Source organism: Microcystis flos-aquae FACHB-1344 (genome assembly GCF_014698375.1).
GTDB classification, from domain to species: Bacteria; Cyanobacteriota; Cyanobacteriia; order Cyanobacteriales; family Microcystaceae; genus Microcystis; species Microcystis aeruginosa.
In genome coordinates, this window is sequence record NZ_JACJSW010000025.1 from 1 (window position 1) to 17626 (window position 17626).

At 42.6% G+C, this 17626-nt stretch carries 18 protein-coding genes and 4 pseudogenes; 8 read left to right on the forward strand and 14 right to left on the reverse strand.

All coding sequences use genetic code 11. The features are described 5' to 3' along the window. Nucleotides 1–279: pseudogene (locus H6G48_RS01220) on the reverse strand (hypothetical protein); the annotation flags it as partial. Between the two features lie 442 nt (nucleotides 280–721). On the opposite strand from H6G48_RS01220, the gene H6G48_RS01225 reads away from it, so the two are divergent. Beyond that, nucleotides 722–2020: a homoserine dehydrogenase gene (locus H6G48_RS01225; protein ID WP_190718322.1), complete on the forward strand. Its 1299-nt coding sequence runs from the start codon at nucleotides 722–724 to the stop codon at nucleotides 2018–2020. Between the two features lie 20 nt (nucleotides 2021–2040). Continuing rightward, on the forward strand, nucleotides 2041–2949 hold the full coding sequence (locus H6G48_RS01230; protein ID WP_190718288.1) for a LysM peptidoglycan-binding domain-containing M23 family metallopeptidase: 909 nt from the start codon (nucleotides 2041–2043) through the stop codon (nucleotides 2947–2949). A 22-nt stretch (nucleotides 2950–2971) separates the two neighbouring features. Here the strand turns inward: H6G48_RS01230 and H6G48_RS01235 are convergent, their stop codons facing one another. The 4 genes from H6G48_RS01235 to H6G48_RS01250 form a co-directional block, all read right to left on the reverse strand. After that, entirely contained in the window at nucleotides 2972–3385 is a 414-nt protein-coding gene (locus H6G48_RS01235) for a hypothetical protein (protein ID WP_190718292.1), read from the reverse strand. A gap of 122 nt (nucleotides 3386–3507) precedes the next feature. After that, nucleotides 3508–4662, reverse strand: coding sequence for a pyridoxal-phosphate-dependent aminotransferase family protein (locus H6G48_RS01240; protein ID WP_190718294.1), 1155 nt, complete (start codon nucleotides 4660–4662; stop codon nucleotides 3508–3510). A 235-nt stretch (nucleotides 4663–4897) separates the two neighbouring features. After that, nucleotides 4898–5788, reverse strand: a complete 891-nt coding sequence (gene trpC / locus H6G48_RS01245) for an indole-3-glycerol phosphate synthase TrpC (RefSeq protein WP_190718298.1) — start codon at nucleotides 5786–5788, stop codon at nucleotides 4898–4900. A gap of 146 nt (nucleotides 5789–5934) precedes the next feature. Next, on the reverse strand, nucleotides 5935–6147 hold the full coding sequence (locus tag H6G48_RS01250; RefSeq protein ID WP_041804230.1) for a hypothetical protein: 213 nt from the start codon (nucleotides 6145–6147) through the stop codon (nucleotides 5935–5937). Nucleotides 6148–6446: 299 nt separating this feature from the next. Here H6G48_RS01250 and H6G48_RS01255 point away from each other — a divergent pair, with 299 nt between their 5' ends. Together H6G48_RS01255 and H6G48_RS01260 are read left to right on the forward strand one after the other, a co-directional pair. Continuing rightward, nucleotides 6447–6998 carry a hypothetical protein gene (locus H6G48_RS01255; protein WP_190718301.1) on the forward strand — a complete coding sequence of 184 codons (552 nt, stop codon included), beginning with the start codon at nucleotides 6447–6449 and terminating at the stop codon, nucleotides 6996–6998. 2 nt (nucleotides 6999–7000) lie between these two features. Continuing rightward, on the forward strand, nucleotides 7001–7291 hold the full coding sequence (locus H6G48_RS01260; protein WP_004162669.1) for a DUF3288 family protein: 291 nt from the start codon (nucleotides 7001–7003) through the stop codon (nucleotides 7289–7291). Nucleotides 7292–7333: 42 nt separating this feature from the next. On the opposite strand, the gene H6G48_RS01265 is transcribed toward H6G48_RS01260, so the two are convergent. Continuing rightward, entirely contained in the window at nucleotides 7334–8239 is a 906-nt protein-coding gene (locus H6G48_RS01265; RefSeq protein WP_147068978.1) for an Npun_R2821/Npun_R2822 family protein, read from the reverse strand. Between the two features lie 189 nt (nucleotides 8240–8428). Then, nucleotides 8429–9424, reverse strand: coding sequence for a glycosyltransferase (locus H6G48_RS01270; RefSeq protein WP_190718304.1), 996 nt, complete (start codon nucleotides 9422–9424; stop codon nucleotides 8429–8431). A gap of 118 nt (nucleotides 9425–9542) precedes the next feature. Here H6G48_RS01270 and H6G48_RS01275 point away from each other — a divergent pair, with 118 nt between their 5' ends. Next, nucleotides 9543–9938, forward strand: a complete 396-nt coding sequence (locus tag H6G48_RS01275; protein WP_190718307.1) for a helix-turn-helix domain-containing protein — start codon at nucleotides 9543–9545, stop codon at nucleotides 9936–9938. Between the two features lie 240 nt (nucleotides 9939–10178). Here H6G48_RS01275 and shc read toward each other — a convergent pair whose 3' ends face one another. From shc to H6G48_RS01305, 6 genes are all read right to left on the reverse strand, one after another. Beyond that, on the reverse strand, nucleotides 10179–12086 hold the full coding sequence (shc, locus tag H6G48_RS01280) for a squalene--hopene cyclase (RefSeq protein WP_190718310.1): 1908 nt from the start codon (nucleotides 12084–12086) through the stop codon (nucleotides 10179–10181). A 243-nt stretch (nucleotides 12087–12329) separates the two neighbouring features. Continuing rightward, a complete protein-coding gene (gene tsf / locus H6G48_RS01285) occupies nucleotides 12330–13085 on the reverse strand; it encodes a translation elongation factor Ts (RefSeq protein WP_002734629.1) in 756 nt (251 codons plus the stop codon). 116 nt (nucleotides 13086–13201) lie between these two features. Beyond that, nucleotides 13202–13999 (reverse strand): 30S ribosomal protein S2, encoded by a 798-nt coding sequence (gene rpsB, locus H6G48_RS01290; RefSeq protein ID WP_004162676.1) that lies wholly within the window; start codon nucleotides 13997–13999, stop codon nucleotides 13202–13204. Between the two features lie 156 nt (nucleotides 14000–14155). Beyond that, nucleotides 14156–14623: a thioredoxin-dependent thiol peroxidase gene (gene bcp / locus H6G48_RS01295; protein WP_052276444.1), complete on the reverse strand. Its 468-nt coding sequence runs from the start codon at nucleotides 14621–14623 to the stop codon at nucleotides 14156–14158. Between the two features lie 2 nt (nucleotides 14624–14625). After that, nucleotides 14626–15474: a M56 family metallopeptidase gene (locus tag H6G48_RS01300; protein WP_190718313.1), complete on the reverse strand. Its 849-nt coding sequence runs from the start codon at nucleotides 15472–15474 to the stop codon at nucleotides 14626–14628. Continuing rightward, nucleotides 15474–15962, reverse strand: coding sequence for a BlaI/MecI/CopY family transcriptional regulator (locus tag H6G48_RS01305; protein WP_190718316.1), 489 nt, complete (start codon nucleotides 15960–15962; stop codon nucleotides 15474–15476). Before H6G48_RS01305 ends, H6G48_RS01300 begins: the two co-directional genes overlap by 1 nt. 20 nt (nucleotides 15963–15982) lie before the next feature. Between H6G48_RS01305 and H6G48_RS01310 the strand changes: the two are divergent. The 3 pseudogenes from H6G48_RS01310 to H6G48_RS27335 form a co-directional block, all read left to right on the forward strand. Then, a pseudogene (locus H6G48_RS01310) lies at nucleotides 15983–16165 on the forward strand (DUF4090 family protein); the annotation flags it as partial. A 163-nt stretch (nucleotides 16166–16328) separates the two neighbouring features. After that, nucleotides 16329–17139 (forward strand): annotated as a pseudogene (locus H6G48_RS01315) (IS1 family transposase). After that, nucleotides 17115–17339 (forward strand): annotated as a pseudogene (locus H6G48_RS27335) (recombinase family protein); the annotation flags it as partial. The pseudogenes H6G48_RS01315 and H6G48_RS27335, both read left to right, overlap by 25 nt. Nucleotides 17340–17365: 26 nt before the next feature. Here the strand turns inward: H6G48_RS27335 and H6G48_RS01325 are convergent. Next, on the reverse strand, nucleotides 17366–17626 hold a 261-nt coding region (locus H6G48_RS01325; protein ID WP_190718319.1), incomplete at its 5' end, for a transposase.

Here is a 17626-nt window from a genome sequence, read left to right on the forward strand (position 1 = left end):
CATTTTCAGGCGTGCGCTTAAGTCTCTCATGCTGACGATACTTTTATCCAGTGCAAAACCTATCCAACAGGACACAAAAGTAAATGTACTTAATGCGGGATAGTCATTTTTGGTATTAAGTAATTCGAGAACTGTCAACCCCGGTTGAACAAAAATTAACAATCGGCAAGTCCAGAAAACGGTTTTTTTTGAAGAAACCCCTTTTCTCATGGTTTCTCGGAGAAACCCGTTTTCTAACGCTCCAATTTCCTTACTGCGTTCTATCCCTCGTAATTCCATATTAGTTAAGTACCTAAGCAAAATTAATTACACATCTAAGCCACTACTCCGTCAGACTTCTGGTGTGAGGAAACAGTGAACTGAAAACTCAAATCCGATCCCTAATAGCTGTCTCCCGTCTCCCGTCTCCCGTCTCCTGTCTCCTGTCTCCCGTCTCGACTAGGAAATTAATTTTGCACGACTACTTATGATCAAAAATGTTACTCACATTGCCGAATATCTATATCGGTCAATAAAATCAATAACAATTACAGGATAAGCGTTTAAATGCGATCGAGATTTGCTTGATTTGAATACAAAAATACTGAATATTTATCATCATCGGGCCCTGAACGCCAGCAAAAGAAAACCCCACAGACAAAGACCTTGTAATGATAGAATCGACAATGGCGACGGCTTGGCCATTAGTATTTTTTGCGTCGGACTAGCAGGAGATAAAAGCGTGACCTTTAAGATTGGTTTACTCGGTTTCGGGGTTGTGGGGACGGGAACAGCGAAAATCCTCCTTGATCCTTTTGGTCGTCATCCCGTACTCAAAGAGATTACCATTGGACGAGTGGGAGTTAGATCCCTAGATAAACCGAGAGAAATCGAGCTTTCTCCCCTGCTGTTGACCACTGACCTAGAATCGATCGTTACTGACCCCGAAATTGATATTATTGTCGAATTATTGGGGGGTTTGGAACCGGCGCGCTCTTTAATTCTCCAAGCAATCGCATCGGGAAAGCACGTTGTTACGGCAAATAAGGCGGTTATTGCCCGTTTTGGTGATGAAATCTACGCCAAAGCTAACGAAAAGGGGGTTTATGTCCTCCTAGAAGCGGCCGTGGGTGGTGGAATTCCCGTCATTAAACCCTTAAAACAATCCCTCGGCGCTAATCGCATCAGCAGCATCATGGGAATTGTCAACGGCACAACTAACTATATTCTCACGGAAATGAGCCAAAAAGGGGCAGATTTTAGTGAAGTTCTGGCCAAAGCTCAGGAATTAGGCTATGCAGAAGCGGATCCGACTGCGGACGTGGATGGATTCGACGCGGCCGATAAAATTGCCATTTTAGCTTCTTTGGGTTTTGGAGGTCGGGTAAAACGGGAAGATGTTTACTGTGAAGGTATCCGGCAAGTTAGCGCCGTCGATATCGCCTACGCTGATAGACTGGGATTTGTGATTAAATTATTAGCGATCGCAAAAGATACGGTTAAGGAAGATTCCGATACCCTAGAGTTGCGGGTTCATCCGACCCTAGTACCGAAAACCCATCCCCTCGCTAATGCTAACGGGGTCTATAACGCTATTCTCGTCGAGGGGGAACCCTTGGGCCAAGTGATGTTTTATGGACCGGGTGCCGGTAGCGGACCGACGGCCAGCGCGGTAGTATCGGATGTGATGAATATCGTCGGAATTTTAAAAAGTAGTGGCAAAACCAAGGAACTTGACCCGCTTTTAAGCTGTATTCACCAGCATTATTGTCAAATCGCCCCGATGGAGTCGTTATCGACCCGTTTTTATGCCCGTTTTCTCTGTCGCGATGTGCCGGGGGTAATCGGTCATTTAGGTATGGCTTTCGGCGACCATGGGGTTAGTCTAGAATCCGTGGTACAAATTGGTATTAGGGGTGATTTAGCCGAAATTGTCGTTGTCACCCACGATGTGCGCGAGGGCAATTTCCGCAACGCTTTAGCGGCAATAGAGTCTTTAGAAGCTATTGACAGTATTCCTAGTATTCTCCGGGTTTTGTAATTATAGAGATCGCTTTTTTTATGGTCATGGGTCGGAGAATCAAACGTGAGAAAATTTGGCTAAGTTTTACTAGCACAATTTTGTTTTTTTGTCTAGGTTTTTTGGGCTTAAATCAAAAATTAATTTTTGCTCAAGGGTCTGATAATGTTTGTCCCCTGCCGATTTTATCAAGGTTACAACGCCATAAAATCCAAGCGGGAGAAACGATCGCCTCCATCGCCGAAAAATACGCTCTCATCCCGGCAACGATAATTAAACTCAATCCGACTATTCTCAAAAATGGTTTGGCCCCGGTGGGGAAAGAAATCTTCATTCCCCCGATGAACGGCATTCGCATCGAAGCACCCCGGGGTTCCACTTGGCGCGATTTAGAAGCGGCCTATGGTATTCGTGCCGATATACTCTTTGAGCTTAACGGTTGTGGTCGCCGGCCGACAATAGTTTTTATCCCCGGCACCAATTGGTCCGCCGCCAGCAAGCGATCGGACTATACTGGATTAAGTTCTTATCCCTTACCCTTTGCCAGCACTGTCGGATTAGCCTACGGTTGGCAAAAAAGCCCCACGGAACAGAAAAATCTCTTTCATAGTGGTATTGATCTTCTCGCAGATGTTGGTACACCAGTTCTAGCCGCCGAGGATGGTCTAGTGATTTATGTGGGTCAGGAAGGGGCCTATGGTAATTTGGTAGTAATTAATCATTTAGGTCGCCGGCAGACCCGTTATGCCCATTTAAGCCGGGTTACAGTGAGAATTGACCAAAGGGTACGAGCAGGAGACGTTATCGGTACGGTTGGCACCACGGGACAACCAGATATTATTCCCCCCCATCTTCATTTTGAGGTGCGCTTAGATACTCCCGTCGGTTGGACAGCGCAGGATCCGGCTTTGCATTTGCCCCAAATCGGCCCGCAATCAAGTCAAAAGTAAACGGTTAAGTGGGATTATTGATTTATTTAAGTTTGACAAAAGGAAACTTATTTTGGAACCCTAAGTTATCAAGTCCCAGGGTTAATAAAAGTAATGCTGCCATAATTGCGATCGTGAGCAGTATCCCCCCTTGGGGTTCCGGAGAGGAAAATAGTTTCCAGAATAAAACAACGTTATTGATAAAAATAGCGAAAAATACTAATATAGAATGCCAATCTATACTATCCTGCTTCGCATTTTTTTGCTCACTTTTCTCGTCAGAATTAACTCTCTTTTCCTTACTAGAATTAGCTTTCAAAGTTAGAATCAGCAAGAAAGTTGTCAAGACTAAGACAGCTAAAAAAACTACAGATGCTTGCTCGGAATATAACTTAAACGCTAACAAAAGGTTAATCACTAAAATAAATATAAACACAAAATTTTGTTTTGCAGACATAACATAAAACCCACAAGAGTTGACTATTACTTTGGCTGGATTATAGCGAATTTACATATACAGGATATATTTTCCAGCCAAAATCCCCTTCTTTGGGGAGAAGGGGAAAAGCCAAGCCAAGATTAACCCTGCACCATCACCGAGGCAGCCGCAGCCACACCGGCGCCAGGGGTGACACCTTCGACACCTAACTCGATTAAAGTCGCTTCAATGGCAGCGATAACCGTGAGGATATCTCTCTCACTGGCAAAACCTAAATGACCGATACGGAAGATTTTACCCTTGAGGTGATCCTGACCACCAGCCACAGCGATGTCGAACTTTTTATTGAGAGTCGAACGAATTTTTTCCGCATCTACCAGAGTGGGGGCCACCGCAGTAATCGCCGTGGAAGCGCAGGAATCCGCCGCGTAGAGGGGCAAATTCAGGGCCTGCATACCGGCCCGCGTCATCTTCGTTAAGCGTTGGTGACGGGCGAAAATTGCCGCTAATCCCTCCCTTCTCATCATTTGCAGAGAAGCTTGTAAACCGTACATCAGGTTAACTGGAGGGGTAAAGGGGGAACTATCCTCATCGGTGGCTTTTTTGTATTTGCCCAAATCTAGATAAAAACGGGGCAGTTTGGCGGTTTCGTAGGCTTTCCAAGCTTTTTGACTTACGGAAACAAAACCTAAACCGGGAGGAATCATATAACCTTTCTGGGAACCAGAACCGACCACATCTAAACCCCATTCATCGATGGGAATATGATAAGCTCCTAAACTGGTGACGGCATCGACGATAATTAAAGCTTCCCCGTGGTCTTTTACCGCTTTGTTAATGCTTTCCAAGTCATTGAGAACCCCGGTGGAAGTTTCCGAATGGGTGATAATTACCGCTTTGATGGCTTTTTCCTTGTCTTCGGTCAGTTTAGCGGTGAATGCTTCTGGATCTAGGGGTTTACCCCATTCTGCCTTAATGATATCCACATTTAAGCCGTATGCTTTCGCCACTTTCGCCCAACGTTCCCCAAATTTACCATTATCTCCCACCAAAACTCGATCGCCGGGGCTGAGAAAATTAATAATTCCCGCTTCCATGGCACCGGTTCCCGAAGCAGTTAGCATTAAAACATCGCCACTGGTTTGATGCAACCATTTAAGATTTTCGGTTAATTCGGCGATTACCTTGCTAAAAGCACCCGTCCGATGACCTATAGGTGCTTTAGCCATAGCCAATAATACCGCTTCCGGCACTGGTGTGGGGCCGGGAATCATCAACATATTTTTATTTTCCATGGTTCGTCCTCTCTCGTTGGGCTATATTTAACAAGATAAAAAACCAAATCTCGATCGCATCAATTCTGAGGGGATGATTTAAGATTCGGCAAACTCTGATTATATCCCGGCAGATAGCCTTGTCAGGAGTCAGTATTCAGGAGATAGGGTGATAGGGTTTTGGGGTGATGGGGTTTTGGGGTGATAGGGTGATGAGACAGCTTCCCCAATTCCCCACTTCCCCACTTCCTAACTCCTATTCCCGATTTTCAAAGAGTTTTTGGATACCGACGGCAGCATCGGGCAGTTTTACCAAAGATTCGCCAATTAGAACCGCATTTGCTCCCGCTTGCTTCACTTTCGCCAGATCTGTTGCTGTGTGCAATCCCGATTCGCTGACGATCAGAATACCTTTTTCTCGCACCTGTTCGCCCCTGGCTTCTAGTAATTGGCGAGTATTGTCTAAATCGACTGTAAATGTCTCTAAATTGCGGTTATTAATGCCGATTAGTTCGATTCCCTCAATGGCTAACACTCGATCAAATTCGGCCAGACTATGCACCTCTACCAAAGCTGTCATCCCTAAACCCTTGACAATTTTGACAAAATATGCTAGGTCTTGATCGCTTAAAATAGCGGCAATTAAAAGGACAGCATCGGCTCCTTTAGAGCGAGCGTAGTAGATTTGATAGGGATAAAGGATAAATTCCTTGCATAATAGGGGTAAAGATACCGCTTGCCGGACGAGGGTAAGATTTTCGTAACTACCTTGAAAAAACTTACTATCGGTTAGGACCGATAAACAAGTGGCTCCCCCCTGTTCATAGGTACGGGCGATCGCTACAGGATCAAAATCTTCCAGGATAACTCCCTTGCTAGGGGAAGCTTTTTTCACTTCCGCAATCAAAGCGGGTTGGGTTTTACCCTGTTTTAAGGCGGCTAAAAAGTCGCAAGGTGGCGCAGTATTGGCTATTTTTTGGCGTAATTCCAATAAAGGCAACCGTTCGCGCAATTTATCGACTTCTATCTCCTTATGCCAAACGATTTCTTCTAAAATATTTTGCGGTTGTGCCTCCGGCACTTTCACCACATAACTCAAACTCTCAACTTTGACGGCAGGATTGGGGTGTTTTCTTCGGATCTGCATTTTTTCACTGTCCAGAGCGTGAACAGTGATTAGTTTAACAGTGATTAGTTATCGGTAATTGAAATAGAGACGCAGTCAACCACGTCTCTACAGATATTTATCTAGACTTGTGTGGATATTCCCAGTCTTCACCAATCTCCTCAAGGCTATTGCATAGCTTCGATCGAACGTTCTAAAATCTTATCTTGGAGTTTTTCGTCTTCTTGACGATTTTCAGTTAATAAAACCCGTGCTTTCGCAGTTCCTGCCTCCCCTTCCCCTAAAAGCTCCTCTGTACGAGTTAAGACATTTTCTTCGAGCATTCCTTCTGCTTGTCGTTCTTGGGTTAAATTAAGACGTGCTTTTTCTTCAATATTCATAAATTTATCCTTGCCACAGGTGCGATCAACTTCTACCTTCAGTCTGACACAAATTTGCTATTCTGTATCATTAACTACAGAAAAGTTTAGAATCTTACCGGCTAAACTGAGATTTAGGTATTTTTTCTCATTCCTTAAATGGACAGGGATCGATCGACCTAAAGCTATAAAATAAAACCTATGGAACAATTCCCCGGCGTAATCAAGCTTGTATATCGGGCGAATAATTATCGATTACCCAAACCAACAGATTTCTTGACAGTATCCGACTCTATCGTAATATCCTATTTGCAGAGCTTATGACCAAAGGTAATTTAAACGATCTCATCCGTACAGAAGCTAATAAAGAGGTAGAATCCCAACCCTCTCCTTCTGTCAAACGTCCGAAGGAAACTAACGCCACCTTACAGGCAAAAATTAACGACTTGACGGCAGAGTTAGAAAAAACCGAGAAAAATCAGCAAACTCTCCAAGAAAAAGTTATTTCTCTGGAAGAAGAACTTAAAGAACATCTGGAACTCTCTGTCAGTTTACAGCAGTTACAACAACAGACCGAGCAGTTAGAATCTGTCCTCTCGGAAAAAACTACTTTGGTGGCAAAATTATCGAGTCAATTAAGCAAGACAGAAACAGAACTGACTGAGAAAAAACAGTTAATTGAAAAATTATATAATCAAATTAAAACCCTAGAAAATAGTCCCACCGCCACCCCTGAACCGTCAGCAATTACCAAACTATTGCCTAAGAAACCCAGTCTTTATAACTTTGAAATGGCCACTTTAGCCCGTTATATTGCCCCCAATCCTACCCCCACAGAGTTAACGGATTCCGATATCGGTTGGTTCGATTAATTATGGCTAGTAAAAATCAAGAACAACAACATCCACAGGAAAGACTCGATCGCCCGATTGTTGATCAGCTGCTGCAATCAGAACCCAATGATTTAAACTTAGCTGAATGCGCTCGTTTACGCATACGTTATCAAAACTTTCCGGGGGCAAGAGAAATCCAAAGAGATTTAGATTTAATCCTAGAAAAATGGCAGTTAGATGAAGCCAGTTTATGGGCAAAAACTCGACCACTGCACAGTCACGGACAAGTGTATCAAATTCGCCAAACCGAGGAGCAACAGGATTGGAGTTAAATTGCAGCAGTTATCTTAATGGTGCGAGAGGAAAAATCAAACCTATAATTTGATTTTATCTAATAATCTCTGAAAAGGATTTTTTGGTTTGCTTGCTGGCGGATCTGCGGGGGGATTAGGATCATCTAGATAACGATAATATTTCCAGATATCCCAGTAGGGACAACCCGGTTCAATGCGAATTCCTGCCCAATGTAAATATTTTAAGGGCTGATTTAATCTCGGATCGATTAAAATATTCCCCTGACGTTGAAAATGAGAACTTCCCCCCCAATTTCCCGCTTGACAACCCGGAGCGCGGACAATATTAAATCGATTGGGAACTCGTTTGAGAATGGTATAATTAATAATCGGTTGATCGGAGGTTTTTTGAGAAAAATCAAAATATTCTGGATGAGCGGCACATTCTTGAAAAGCACTATATAATTCCTGTTCTGAGAACAGATTCTTTTTACTAGCCCAAAAACCACCGTTAAACATTCCAGTTAGATCATTTTCTGTGAAGATTCCTTGTTCTAAAACAATCGGATTAAAGACATCAGTAATCCCTTTTTTGTGTTGGTAATCACAGCAGAGAAAATCGTAGGTATCGAGGAAATTTAGATTATCTATTATTTTTTCAAAAACTACGATATCCGTATCGATATAAAGAAATTGATCTAGTTCTCCAAACCAACACACCTGCTTGCGAAATTGATTGGGACGAGCAAAGAATTTTTCTCCAAAAATATCATAGATTTTCTGTGCCAATTCTTCCACTAATTGCAGCTCTGGATAGAGAATAACGCCATATTTTTCGGACAATAAATCGGCAATTTTTTGATAATTATTGTCGTAGGGAATCAAGATGACGGGAGAATCGGGATCGTACAAACGAATACTATTCATTAATGCGATCGCCTGCTCGATAACTCGATCATTAGCGGTAATGTAAATTCCTCGCTTCATAAATATCCTGGGGGTAAGAGTTAGAAATAATTATATAGCAGTTATCTTAATGGTGAAGTAGAAAGTTTTCCTTTTGGGGAGTCAGCCATCAGCTTTTTTCTCCCGATATCCCTGTTCACTGATCACTGCTCACTGATAACTGATAACTGAATAGTCGCTCGATCTTTCTCTGTCAAAAAGTTGATGCGTTTACTTAAACAGTTTTTTCTTAAGTTTAGCCAGAGAACTCTGTATCCATAATTTTTTAAGTCGCAGGGGTTCTAAACCTTCTATATCAGCCGGATAGCGTTTTTTAATATCAAAGAAATCATTAATTTCTCTTAAAATTGTTTCAAAACGTGGTAGTAATTTTTCGGGATTATAATCATCGAGAAAATTAGCCTGTAAAGAATTAACGGGAAAATTACGGACATAATTAAGAATACGTTCCAGATCGTATTGACTGGAATAAGCCCCGATTTTTTGACAATTGAAACCGGGATCGAGATAATCGGCTAGGGCGCTATTAACACTAGAAAATACCGTACAACCACAGGCTAAAGCTTCCAGGGGCGGTAAGCCAAAACCCTCCGTTAAACCGTTTACAGCCCAATATTCAGCCGAATCGTAGAGATAAACCCGACTGCGATTGAATAATCCCACTAAATCCTCCACATAGCTATCTAAAACCTTAACGCGGCAGTGGGGACGGAGGGCGGGAACTAGACGATTGAGAAGATACTTTGAGGATTTGCGCCCCTGTACTAGGACATCGATATCTCTTTCTAAGCCTAAATTGAGAAATTCTGAGCCAATTTGATTAGGAAGATAGTAAATTAAAGCATTAGGAGCCTTTTCTCCCCAATACCCCATAGTATTACGGCTAACGGTGATAATTGGTATTTGGGAGGGTAAACGGAAGCCGTAACCTGTACTATGGGCATGATAAATGATATTATGCGATCGCAATTTTTGCACCAGTTTAGGAAGATCAAAACCCCAGCTAACCACAAAAATACTGTCATCCGAGCTTATTTTCGCGAGTATATCCTCTAAAAAAGGATAATTTAACTCTTTTTGACGATAAGTCACAATCTGGGCGGTACAAATTTGACTAGCCAAATTGACGGTTTTCATTTCTGCCCACAGTCCACCCCCACCAAAAGGAGAAGTAGTACCGGGCAAAAGAAAATAGAGGTTTCTCATCAGGATAATAGAAGTTTTGGTTAAGCTGTAGTTTGGAGACTTGGCTATTCTATACTTAATTATTAAGGTGTGAGGTATCTAAAGGCAATAGTCGATCGAGCATAGATATTATTAAATTATGTTTGCCACTGATAAATACTTAGAATTATTAAAGCAATACCCTCCTCGTCCTATTCACAATGAGGAAGACTTAGAAATGATGCAGGAGGTTATTAATCGCCTGTTAGACAAACCCCAATTAACGGCAGAAGAAAGGGAATATCTAAATGTTTTAGGGGCTTTAATTTATGAGTATGAGGAAAATCAAGAGCCAATACCTGATATTTATGGACTTGAATTGTTGAAATTTATATTAGAGGAAAGAAACCTACAAAAGCAAGATTTGCTATCTATTTTTGAAAGTAAGTCAACCCTGGATGATATTCTTGATGGCCAACAAGATCTAACTCCTATCTATATTCAAAAATTAGCCAATTTTTTAAATATATCTCCTGATTTATTTCTTCCTAGTTAGGGCTGGCTGAATAAATGTGAAATGTAGGCAAGGTAAGGGTTTTGGGGCTTTTCTCGCAAAACAGGTGCAAGGTTTTGAGAGTTCTGTAGGGGCGAAGCATTCGGGCGATAACCTATCGCTGAAACCGTAGATTTCCTATCCGAATGCTTCGCCCCTGCTTTTTCAGCAAACCCTAGTTAGTCACAAAAAATGCGCTAGACAATTAAGCTTATTTCCTGTCTTAACGCCTAGGTTAACGGACTAAATTAAAGCCCGATAACGCCCCAAAGCCAGTAAAGGAAAATACTGCTGATAGAAATGATATTTCAGGTAAAAATGACAGGGAAAACCTGTACCGGTGAAGTAATCTTCATCCCATGTACCATTTTCTTTTTGGGTAACAAGAAGATAGTTAACACCCTTTTCAATCACTTCTCGCTGATAATTGCCGGTGACTTTCCCGACGGCTAATAAACCGATTAATGCCCAAGCAGTTTGGGAAGCGGTACTATTTCCCTGTCCTTTAAATTTAGGGTTATTGTAACTAAAACAGGTTTCACCCCAACCACCATCAACATTTTGACAACTGCTTAACCAATTGGCTCCTTTTTGCAATTGCTGGCGATATTTATTCGGTTCCAGAAAAGCCAAAGCAGATAATGCCCCACTGGTTCCATAAATATAATTTACACCCCAACGACCAAACCAACTACCATCAGCTTCCTGTTCTTTTTCCAGATAATCCAAAGCTTTTTTAACTCGATTTTCCTCCATTTTAACATCACAAGTACCTAACATTTCTAGAACTCTGGCAGTAACATCAGCCGTATTAGGATCGATCATTGCTTTTAGATCGGCATAGGGCAAAGAATTAAGCCAGTTTTGATCGTTATCGATGTCAAAAGCTCCCCAACCACCAGCTTTACACTGCATAGTAGCCATCCAATTAACTGCCCGTTTCATCACAGCTTTTTTAATATTTTCATCGGGCATTTTAATTAACTCTAAAGCCATCACCACCACTGCCGAATCGTCTAAATCGGGATACCAGCGATTGTCAAATTCAAAAGCCCAACCGCCGGGGGTTCCGATTTTATTTTTAATCGCCCAATCGCCATAATCAAGAATTTGTTGATCGATTAACCATTGTCCCGCTTTAATCATAGCTGGATGAGCGGGATTTAGCCCAGATTCAATTAGCGATCGAATTACCCAAGCCGTATCCCAAACCGGCGAAACACAGGGCTGTACACAATAGGTATTATCTGTCTCAATGGCAAAATTATCCACCGCTTTTAAACCGCGGGCAACAATCGGATCGTAAACATCATAACCTAGGGCTTTTAAAGCTAACAGAGAATTTAACATCGCCGGGATAATTCCCCCCCAATCGCCTGTGTCTTCCTGTCGTTCAATTACCCATTTTTCCGCCGCTTTCAGACTTTCTTGACGGAAGGGAACTAAATCAGTTTTTTCTGCCCATTTAAACAGCCCATCTAACCAGAGAAAAACATCTGACCAATTGTTATTTTTTGGTAACTCATACTTGACATTATTCACCCCTTCTGTATAGAGTTCATCGAGATTAAAACCGATTTTATACACGGGTTTTTTGTCGAAAACAATTAATAAAGGAACCGTACTTCCCCGCGCCCAACTGGACATTTCATAGATAGTAAAAGGGAAATTTTCCGGCAGTAGCATAATCCAAGCGGGGATAGAGGGAACCCCCTGCCAATCGTAACAACCAATCAAAGCGAGGTGCATTTTGGTGAAAATGCGGGTTTTGCTGATGCCACCTTTAGCTAAGATAAATTCTCTAGCTTTTTCTAAAGCAGGATCATTAGCGGGAATTCCCAATAGTCGCAGCCCCATGTAGGCTTCCACAGTGGTGCTAAGATCGCCACCATCACCATAAAATAACTCCCAAGCGCCGTTAGGACACTGTTGCTGACGCAGATAGGTGGCTGCTTTGTCTAGGGGGCGTTTTTTGTCAGTTTTCCAGATTTTGTGCAGTAAAATTGCTTCTGAGGTGATGGTGACATTAGATTCCAATTCTGCCCACCAGTAACCCTCAGAGTATTGGGTAGAAAGTAAATAATTTTGAGAAAGTTCGATCGCTTTCGCTGTTTTAGCGGCTATTTCGGTGATTTTGTCCTGAATCTGCATTTTTTTCCGTTCGACAACCTCTAGGGACCACGAGTGCAAATAAGATAATCTTATTTACAAAGTTTTTAATAAGTAGCTAAAGAATGGGCTTTTGTTCCCAAGGAATCCAGTCAAGGAATTTGCTTTGGTTGCCAATTTCTTTTTTCTTTTGACTGATTACTGATAACTGATCAAGTACCCCCACCCCCCTGAAGACAAAAAGGGTACGAAACTCGCACCCCACCAGATTGATCTTCATTTAACTTACTTTTTCTTTTTGCCTTTAGCGGGCGGATTATCCTTCGCTGCCGGTTCCGGAGCTTTTTCCTCCACTTGCGGGGCTGCTGCTACGGGTTCCGGGGCTTTTTGTCCCATTTGGGCGGCTACTTCGGCGGCGAAATCCGTTTCTTCTTTCTCGATCCCTTCACCTAGTACAAAGCGTTGGAAACGACGCACCTGAATATTCTCTCCCAAAGCGGCGATCGCTTGTTTGAGCAATTCGTCAATACTGATGTTCTGATCGCGGATAAAGGGTTGATCGAGCAGAGAAAGTTCTTTCAAACGTTTTTCAATGCGGCCGGCCACGATTTTTTCTTTGATATTATCGGGTTTATTGGCTAAATCGTCCCGTCCCATCTCAATTTCTTTTTCTTTGGCGGAGATTTCGGCGGGAATATCGGCCACTTTCACATATTCGACGTTAGGACAAGCGGCAATCTGCATCGCCACGTCATTAACCAATTTTTTGAACTCCTCGCGACGGGCAACAAAATCGGTTTCGCAGTTCACTTCCACTAAAACACCGATGCGGCTGCCGGTGTGGATGTAACTGCCGATCATCCCTTCTGCCGCTACCCGACTGGCTTTTTTCTCGGCGGAAGTAATCCCTTTTTGACGCAACCATTCGATCGCTTTAGTTATATCCCCCGCGTTTTCCGTCAGCGCCCTCTTGCAATCCATCATGCCGGCGCCGGTCTTTTCCCTAAGTTCTTTAACCTGTTGTGCTGTAATTTCCGCCATAAAATTCCTAACCTACTGCTTATAATTGATCATGCCACGAGAGGGGCAGGTTTGACCGCTCGATAGGTCCGGAAAGTTTCCCCCCGAACCTAGCGGCGATCAATGGCTAATTTTCCCTAGTTATCGTCGTCTCCACTGGCAAATTCGGCGGCGTATTGGGAATAATCACCTTCTTCCTCGTACTCGGTTTCATTATCGTAGTCTTCCTCGTATTCTTCCACCGCTGCTTGACCACCGCGACGACCTTCGATGATCGCATCGCTAATTTTGCCTAAAATCAGTTTGACTGAGCGAATTGCGTCATCGTTGGCGGGAATCGGCACATCTACCAAGTCAGGATCGCAGTTAGTATCCAAGAGGGAGATGATGGGAATGCCCAATTTTTGGCATTCTTGGATAGCGTTGTATTCCCGACGCTGATCGACCACGACGACTAAATCCGGCAGCCGGCGCATGGTTTTAATGCCACCGAGGTATTTTTCCAGTTTGCCCAATTCCCGACGCAGTACCGATGCTTCTTTTTTCGGTCGTTTATCGAGGGCGCCACTATTTTCTAATTCTTCTAATTCTTTGAGTCTTTCTACCCGGCCGCGAATGGTTTCCCAGTTGGTTAACATTCCCCCTAACCAGCGTTGGTTAACGAAGTGGCTACCGCTGCGTAAAGCTTCCTGTTTAATGATTGCTGCCGCTTGCCGTTTCGTACCGATGAATAAAAAGCGTTTACCGCGATCGGCTTCTCCTCGGACAAATTCGTAAGCTTCTTCGATTAATTGGGCAGTTTGCACCAAATCAATGATATGAACCCCATTCCGGGCAGTGTAGATGTACTGAGACATTTTCGGGTTCCAACGGCGCGTTTGATGGCCAAAGTGAACCCCAGACTCTAGCAATTCTGCAAGAGAGACAACGGGCATATTTTTCTCCTTTTCGGGTTTATCCTCCATCTAGGGCTGGATTTCTAGATTCCTAGAAACACCCGATCGCCTAGATGTGCGATTTTTGACAACTTTTCTAGTCTAACACGAAAGGGCGCAATTGCATACCCGTAAATATTGGGTACTGAGGGCTTCCTACTGCAATTCCTCAAGTTTTTTCAAAACCGCTTCTGCATGGGCTTTTACCTTGACATTTGACCAAATATAGGCAATATTTCCCCGGGGGTCGATCAGGAAAGTGGAGCGTCTAATCCCCATATATTCCTTGCCCATAAATTTTTTTAATCCCCAGACTTGATAAATTTCCGCCAGTTGATGCTCGGGATCGCTCAATAATTGAATAGTTAAATTGTGTTTTTCAATAAAACGACAGTGGGACTTTTCTGAATCGGGACTAACTCCCAGAATTACCGCATTTAATTGCTGAAATTGCGGCGACAAAGCGGTAAAATCGATCGCTTCTGTGCTGCAGCCCGGAGTGTTATCTTTGGGATAAAAATATAAGACCAACCATTGACCGGCAAAATCTGCTAATTTACTAATTTCCCCCCTTTGGTTGGGGGTGGCAAATTCGGGGGCTTTTTGTCCAACTTCTAGGGTCATTTTTAGGAGTGTAAAGGCAAGAGTAAGAAAGGAGCGAGGGAGAGGGAAAGCAATAGCCAGACTTGATAGTTAAATCTGGGAAGTTCGGGGTTTTCTGACTCGACTAAAGCATCGATTCTCTCTAATAAACGATTATTTAAGGAATGATCATTGAGAGCGACACAGCAACTATCGGAGAAACTTATTTCCGCTACTTGATTAACTTTTTCTGCCACTAAAAGCAGCGATTCAGCTAATAGTAAATAATCCACTTGTCCAGAAGCATACTTATCGGCGCGTAATTCCCGCAAGAAGACCAATTCTGACCATAAATTCTCGCTATTGGGCAGCCAAGAAGACATCGATCGCAACCAACCTAACCAGAAAAACCAGAAAGTGTCATGATATTCTTGGTGAGCTTGTTCGTGGGCTAAAACTGCTTGTAAATGTTCTTGATCTAAGAGATTTAATAATCCTTGCGTCACAATTAATTCCGACTTCCAAAAGCCAACTCTGGCGCTGTAGGGAAAATCCACTGCTAAAACTCTCGCCTTCTGAGCGGTGATTTTTTTGAGGGGATAACTGCTAAAATCCCGATGGGTTTGCCAAGTTTTATAGGAGAGTTTTATCAAACAAAATATAGCAAAAACTAGCCAAATTATGGCACTAAAGTAACTAATTAAACTGGAGTTATAACCCAACATTTGGCCACTATAGCCCATACAAACCACCGATATAACTGTCATTAACAGCAGCAAAGGAGGAAAGAGAAAGAAAAATAGTGTTGTCTGCCAACGACGCTGATAGCTGGGCAGAAACCAACGTAAAGCAATGGCGATAGTTAATGCTAGTAATAACATTGAACCGTGCATTAGCGTTCTCCCCGTTGTTGACGCAGGGTGTCTAAACGAGACGCAATCGCTTTTAATTGTTCGACAGTAGCAGTATCGAGACTATCGGCAAAAGAAGCCACCACATCCGCATTACCAATAGCCAAAAAACGATGTAATTGTTCGTAGGCTTTAATTGCCTGTGCTTGTTCCTTAGAAACCATCGGTTTCCAGTAGAAAATTCGACCCTGTTTATAACAACTTAACCAGCCTTTATTAGTTAAACGACGCAGTACCGTAGTCACAGAAGTATAGGCCAGCTCTCGTTCTGGATCCGCTAAAATGCGCTCGTGGACATCCTTAACGCTAACGGGTTCCAATTCCCAGACAATATTGAGAATTTCCGCTTCCAGGGGGCCCAGGGATAACTGTTTTGGTTGATAGGTCGGCAATTGAGCCATAGTCACACAGAAATGAAGATTACTTTCCTGATCATAGCGGCGGATATCGATCGCCTGATAAAATAGCAATGATCCTTTATATTGTCTTTATGTCCACCGAAACTAATTTAACCACGACTACGGGCGCTGATGCCATCGATGTGGCGATCGCTAATGGCATTGATTTTGATGGTTCCCCAATTCCACCGGCAAAATTGGAACTTTATCACCGGGTAATGGGTTTGGAAGCAGGACGACAAAGAAGCGGGGTTTCTAACGCGGTAATGATTCGGTAGTAGTGGCGTAGCTCTCTTGCTTACCTGGTATGAATTGTGTCAAATATTTATTAATAAAAATAATTGGAACCCGCTCAGTCTTTAAACCTCTAGCTTGATCATGACTTTTCTAATAAATATCTTTTTCTGGCTCCTGTCTGGCTTACTCGCTTACTCAAATATCAGTCTAGCACCGAACAAAGTCCCCCCTTCACCTCTATTCCCCTGTCCTAATTGTGGTTCTCACCATACTATCAAGAATGGTTCTATTCATAATGGAAAACCCAAACGTCAAGGTAAAGAGTGTGGTCGTCAGTTTGTGATCAATCCCACTAATAAAACTGTCTCTGACGAAACCAAACAATTAATTGATCAACTCTTGCTCGAACGAATTTACTTGCGAGGAATTGCGAGAGTAACAGGGGTAAATTGGTCATGGTTACAAAACTATGTCAACAATAAACTGGCGGCTGTCCCCCGTCAAATAAAGGTTTCGGACAAACCAAAAGGTAAATTGGTTAGAGAATGTGATGAGATGTGGTCTTTGGTTTTTTCTAAGACGATAAAAATCTATATTTGGCGGTTAATTGATAGAAATACAAGGGAAATTATTGGCTGCTATGCGCGGAGATAGGAGTCGTAAATCAGCCAAAAAACTTTGGGGCCAGTTTACCCGGCGTTTACCGACAATGTGCGGTTGCTTACACAGACTTTTGGGAGTCATATAAGACAGTAATTCCCAGTAAACGTCATCGGGCAGTAGGTAAAGAAACTGGTCAAACTAATCCTATTGAAAGATTAAATAATACCTTTCGACAAAGGATTTCTCGGTTGGTGAGAGAGAGTCTATCTTTCTCTAAAAAAATGGAGAATCACGTTGGGGAGCCCTTTGGTATTTTATCCATGACTACAATGCACAGCAAAGCAAAGGATTAAGCCGCCATCACTACTACCGAATCACCACCCCTCGGCCAAACAAAAACAAGACCTGATTCGACAAATAGAAGCTTTAGAACGGTTTTGTTTAGCCAGAGGTTATATTATTGATGAAGTCATCGAAGAAATTGGAGGAGGATTAAATTATACTCGTCCTCAATTCTTACGACTAATGGCAATGATTGAAAATCAACAAATTGGGATTTTAGTGATTGCCTTTAAAGATAGATTATGCCGATTCGGGTTTGAATATTTTGGCTCTTCGTTACTCTTTATGCTAAATCAACATACAAGATGCCAAGACAACATACTTCTAACCCAAAAATTCCGAAAGTTTCTAAAGCCATAGGCTCTCCGTTTTATTAGTTTAAGTTTATTGTTGATTCCCTCGACCATCCCATTCGTTGTCCTTCGCTCGAAATAACTAATTATTTCTCCAAACCAGTTTCGGATTGTTTGACAACTCTTGGTAAAAACACTGGAGGATTTTGCCAACCATTCCGAGATGGATAGCAGTCCCTCTGTCGGATTCTTTGAGGTTTC

Excerpts from the sequence above, each read along its gene's own strand:
- H6G48_RS01275 (WP_190718307.1), top strand. The coding sequence starts at position 9,543 with ATGTTTGCCACTGATAAATACTTAGAATTATTAAAGCAATACCCTCCT.
- trpC (WP_190718298.1), bottom strand. The coding sequence starts at position 5,788 with ATGCAGATCCGAAGAAAACACCCCAATCCTGCCGTCAAAGTTGAGAGT.
- H6G48_RS01230 (WP_190718288.1), top strand. The coding sequence starts at position 2,041 with ATGGTCATGGGTCGGAGAATCAAACGTGAGAAAATTTGGCTAAGTTTT.
- H6G48_RS01235 (WP_190718292.1), bottom strand. The coding sequence starts at position 3,385 with ATGTCTGCAAAACAAAATTTTGTGTTTATATTTATTTTAGTGATTAAC.
- H6G48_RS01300 (WP_190718313.1), bottom strand. The coding sequence starts at position 15,474 with ATGCACGGTTCAATGTTATTACTAGCATTAACTATCGCCATTGCTTTA.
- bcp (WP_052276444.1), bottom strand. The coding sequence starts at position 14,623 with ATGACCCTAGAAGTTGGACAAAAAGCCCCCGAATTTGCCACCCCCAAC.
- shc (WP_190718310.1), bottom strand. The coding sequence starts at position 12,086 with ATGCAGATTCAGGACAAAATCACCGAAATAGCCGCTAAAACAGCGAAA.
- H6G48_RS01250 (WP_041804230.1), bottom strand. The coding sequence starts at position 6,147 with ATGAATATTGAAGAAAAAGCACGTCTTAATTTAACCCAAGAACGACAA.
- H6G48_RS01260 (WP_004162669.1), top strand. The coding sequence starts at position 7,001 with ATGGCTAGTAAAAATCAAGAACAACAACATCCACAGGAAAGACTCGAT.
- H6G48_RS01255 (WP_190718301.1), top strand. The coding sequence starts at position 6,447 with ATGACCAAAGGTAATTTAAACGATCTCATCCGTACAGAAGCTAATAAA.
- H6G48_RS01240 (WP_190718294.1), bottom strand. The coding sequence starts at position 4,662 with ATGGAAAATAAAAATATGTTGATGATTCCCGGCCCCACACCAGTGCCG.
- rpsB (WP_004162676.1), bottom strand. The coding sequence starts at position 13,999 with ATGCCCGTTGTCTCTCTTGCAGAATTGCTAGAGTCTGGGGTTCACTTT.
- H6G48_RS01265 (WP_147068978.1), bottom strand. The coding sequence starts at position 8,239 with ATGAAGCGAGGAATTTACATTACCGCTAATGATCGAGTTATCGAGCAG.
- H6G48_RS01270 (WP_190718304.1), bottom strand. The coding sequence starts at position 9,424 with ATGAGAAACCTCTATTTTCTTTTGCCCGGTACTACTTCTCCTTTTGGT.
- tsf (WP_002734629.1), bottom strand. The coding sequence starts at position 13,085 with ATGGCGGAAATTACAGCACAACAGGTTAAAGAACTTAGGGAAAAGACC.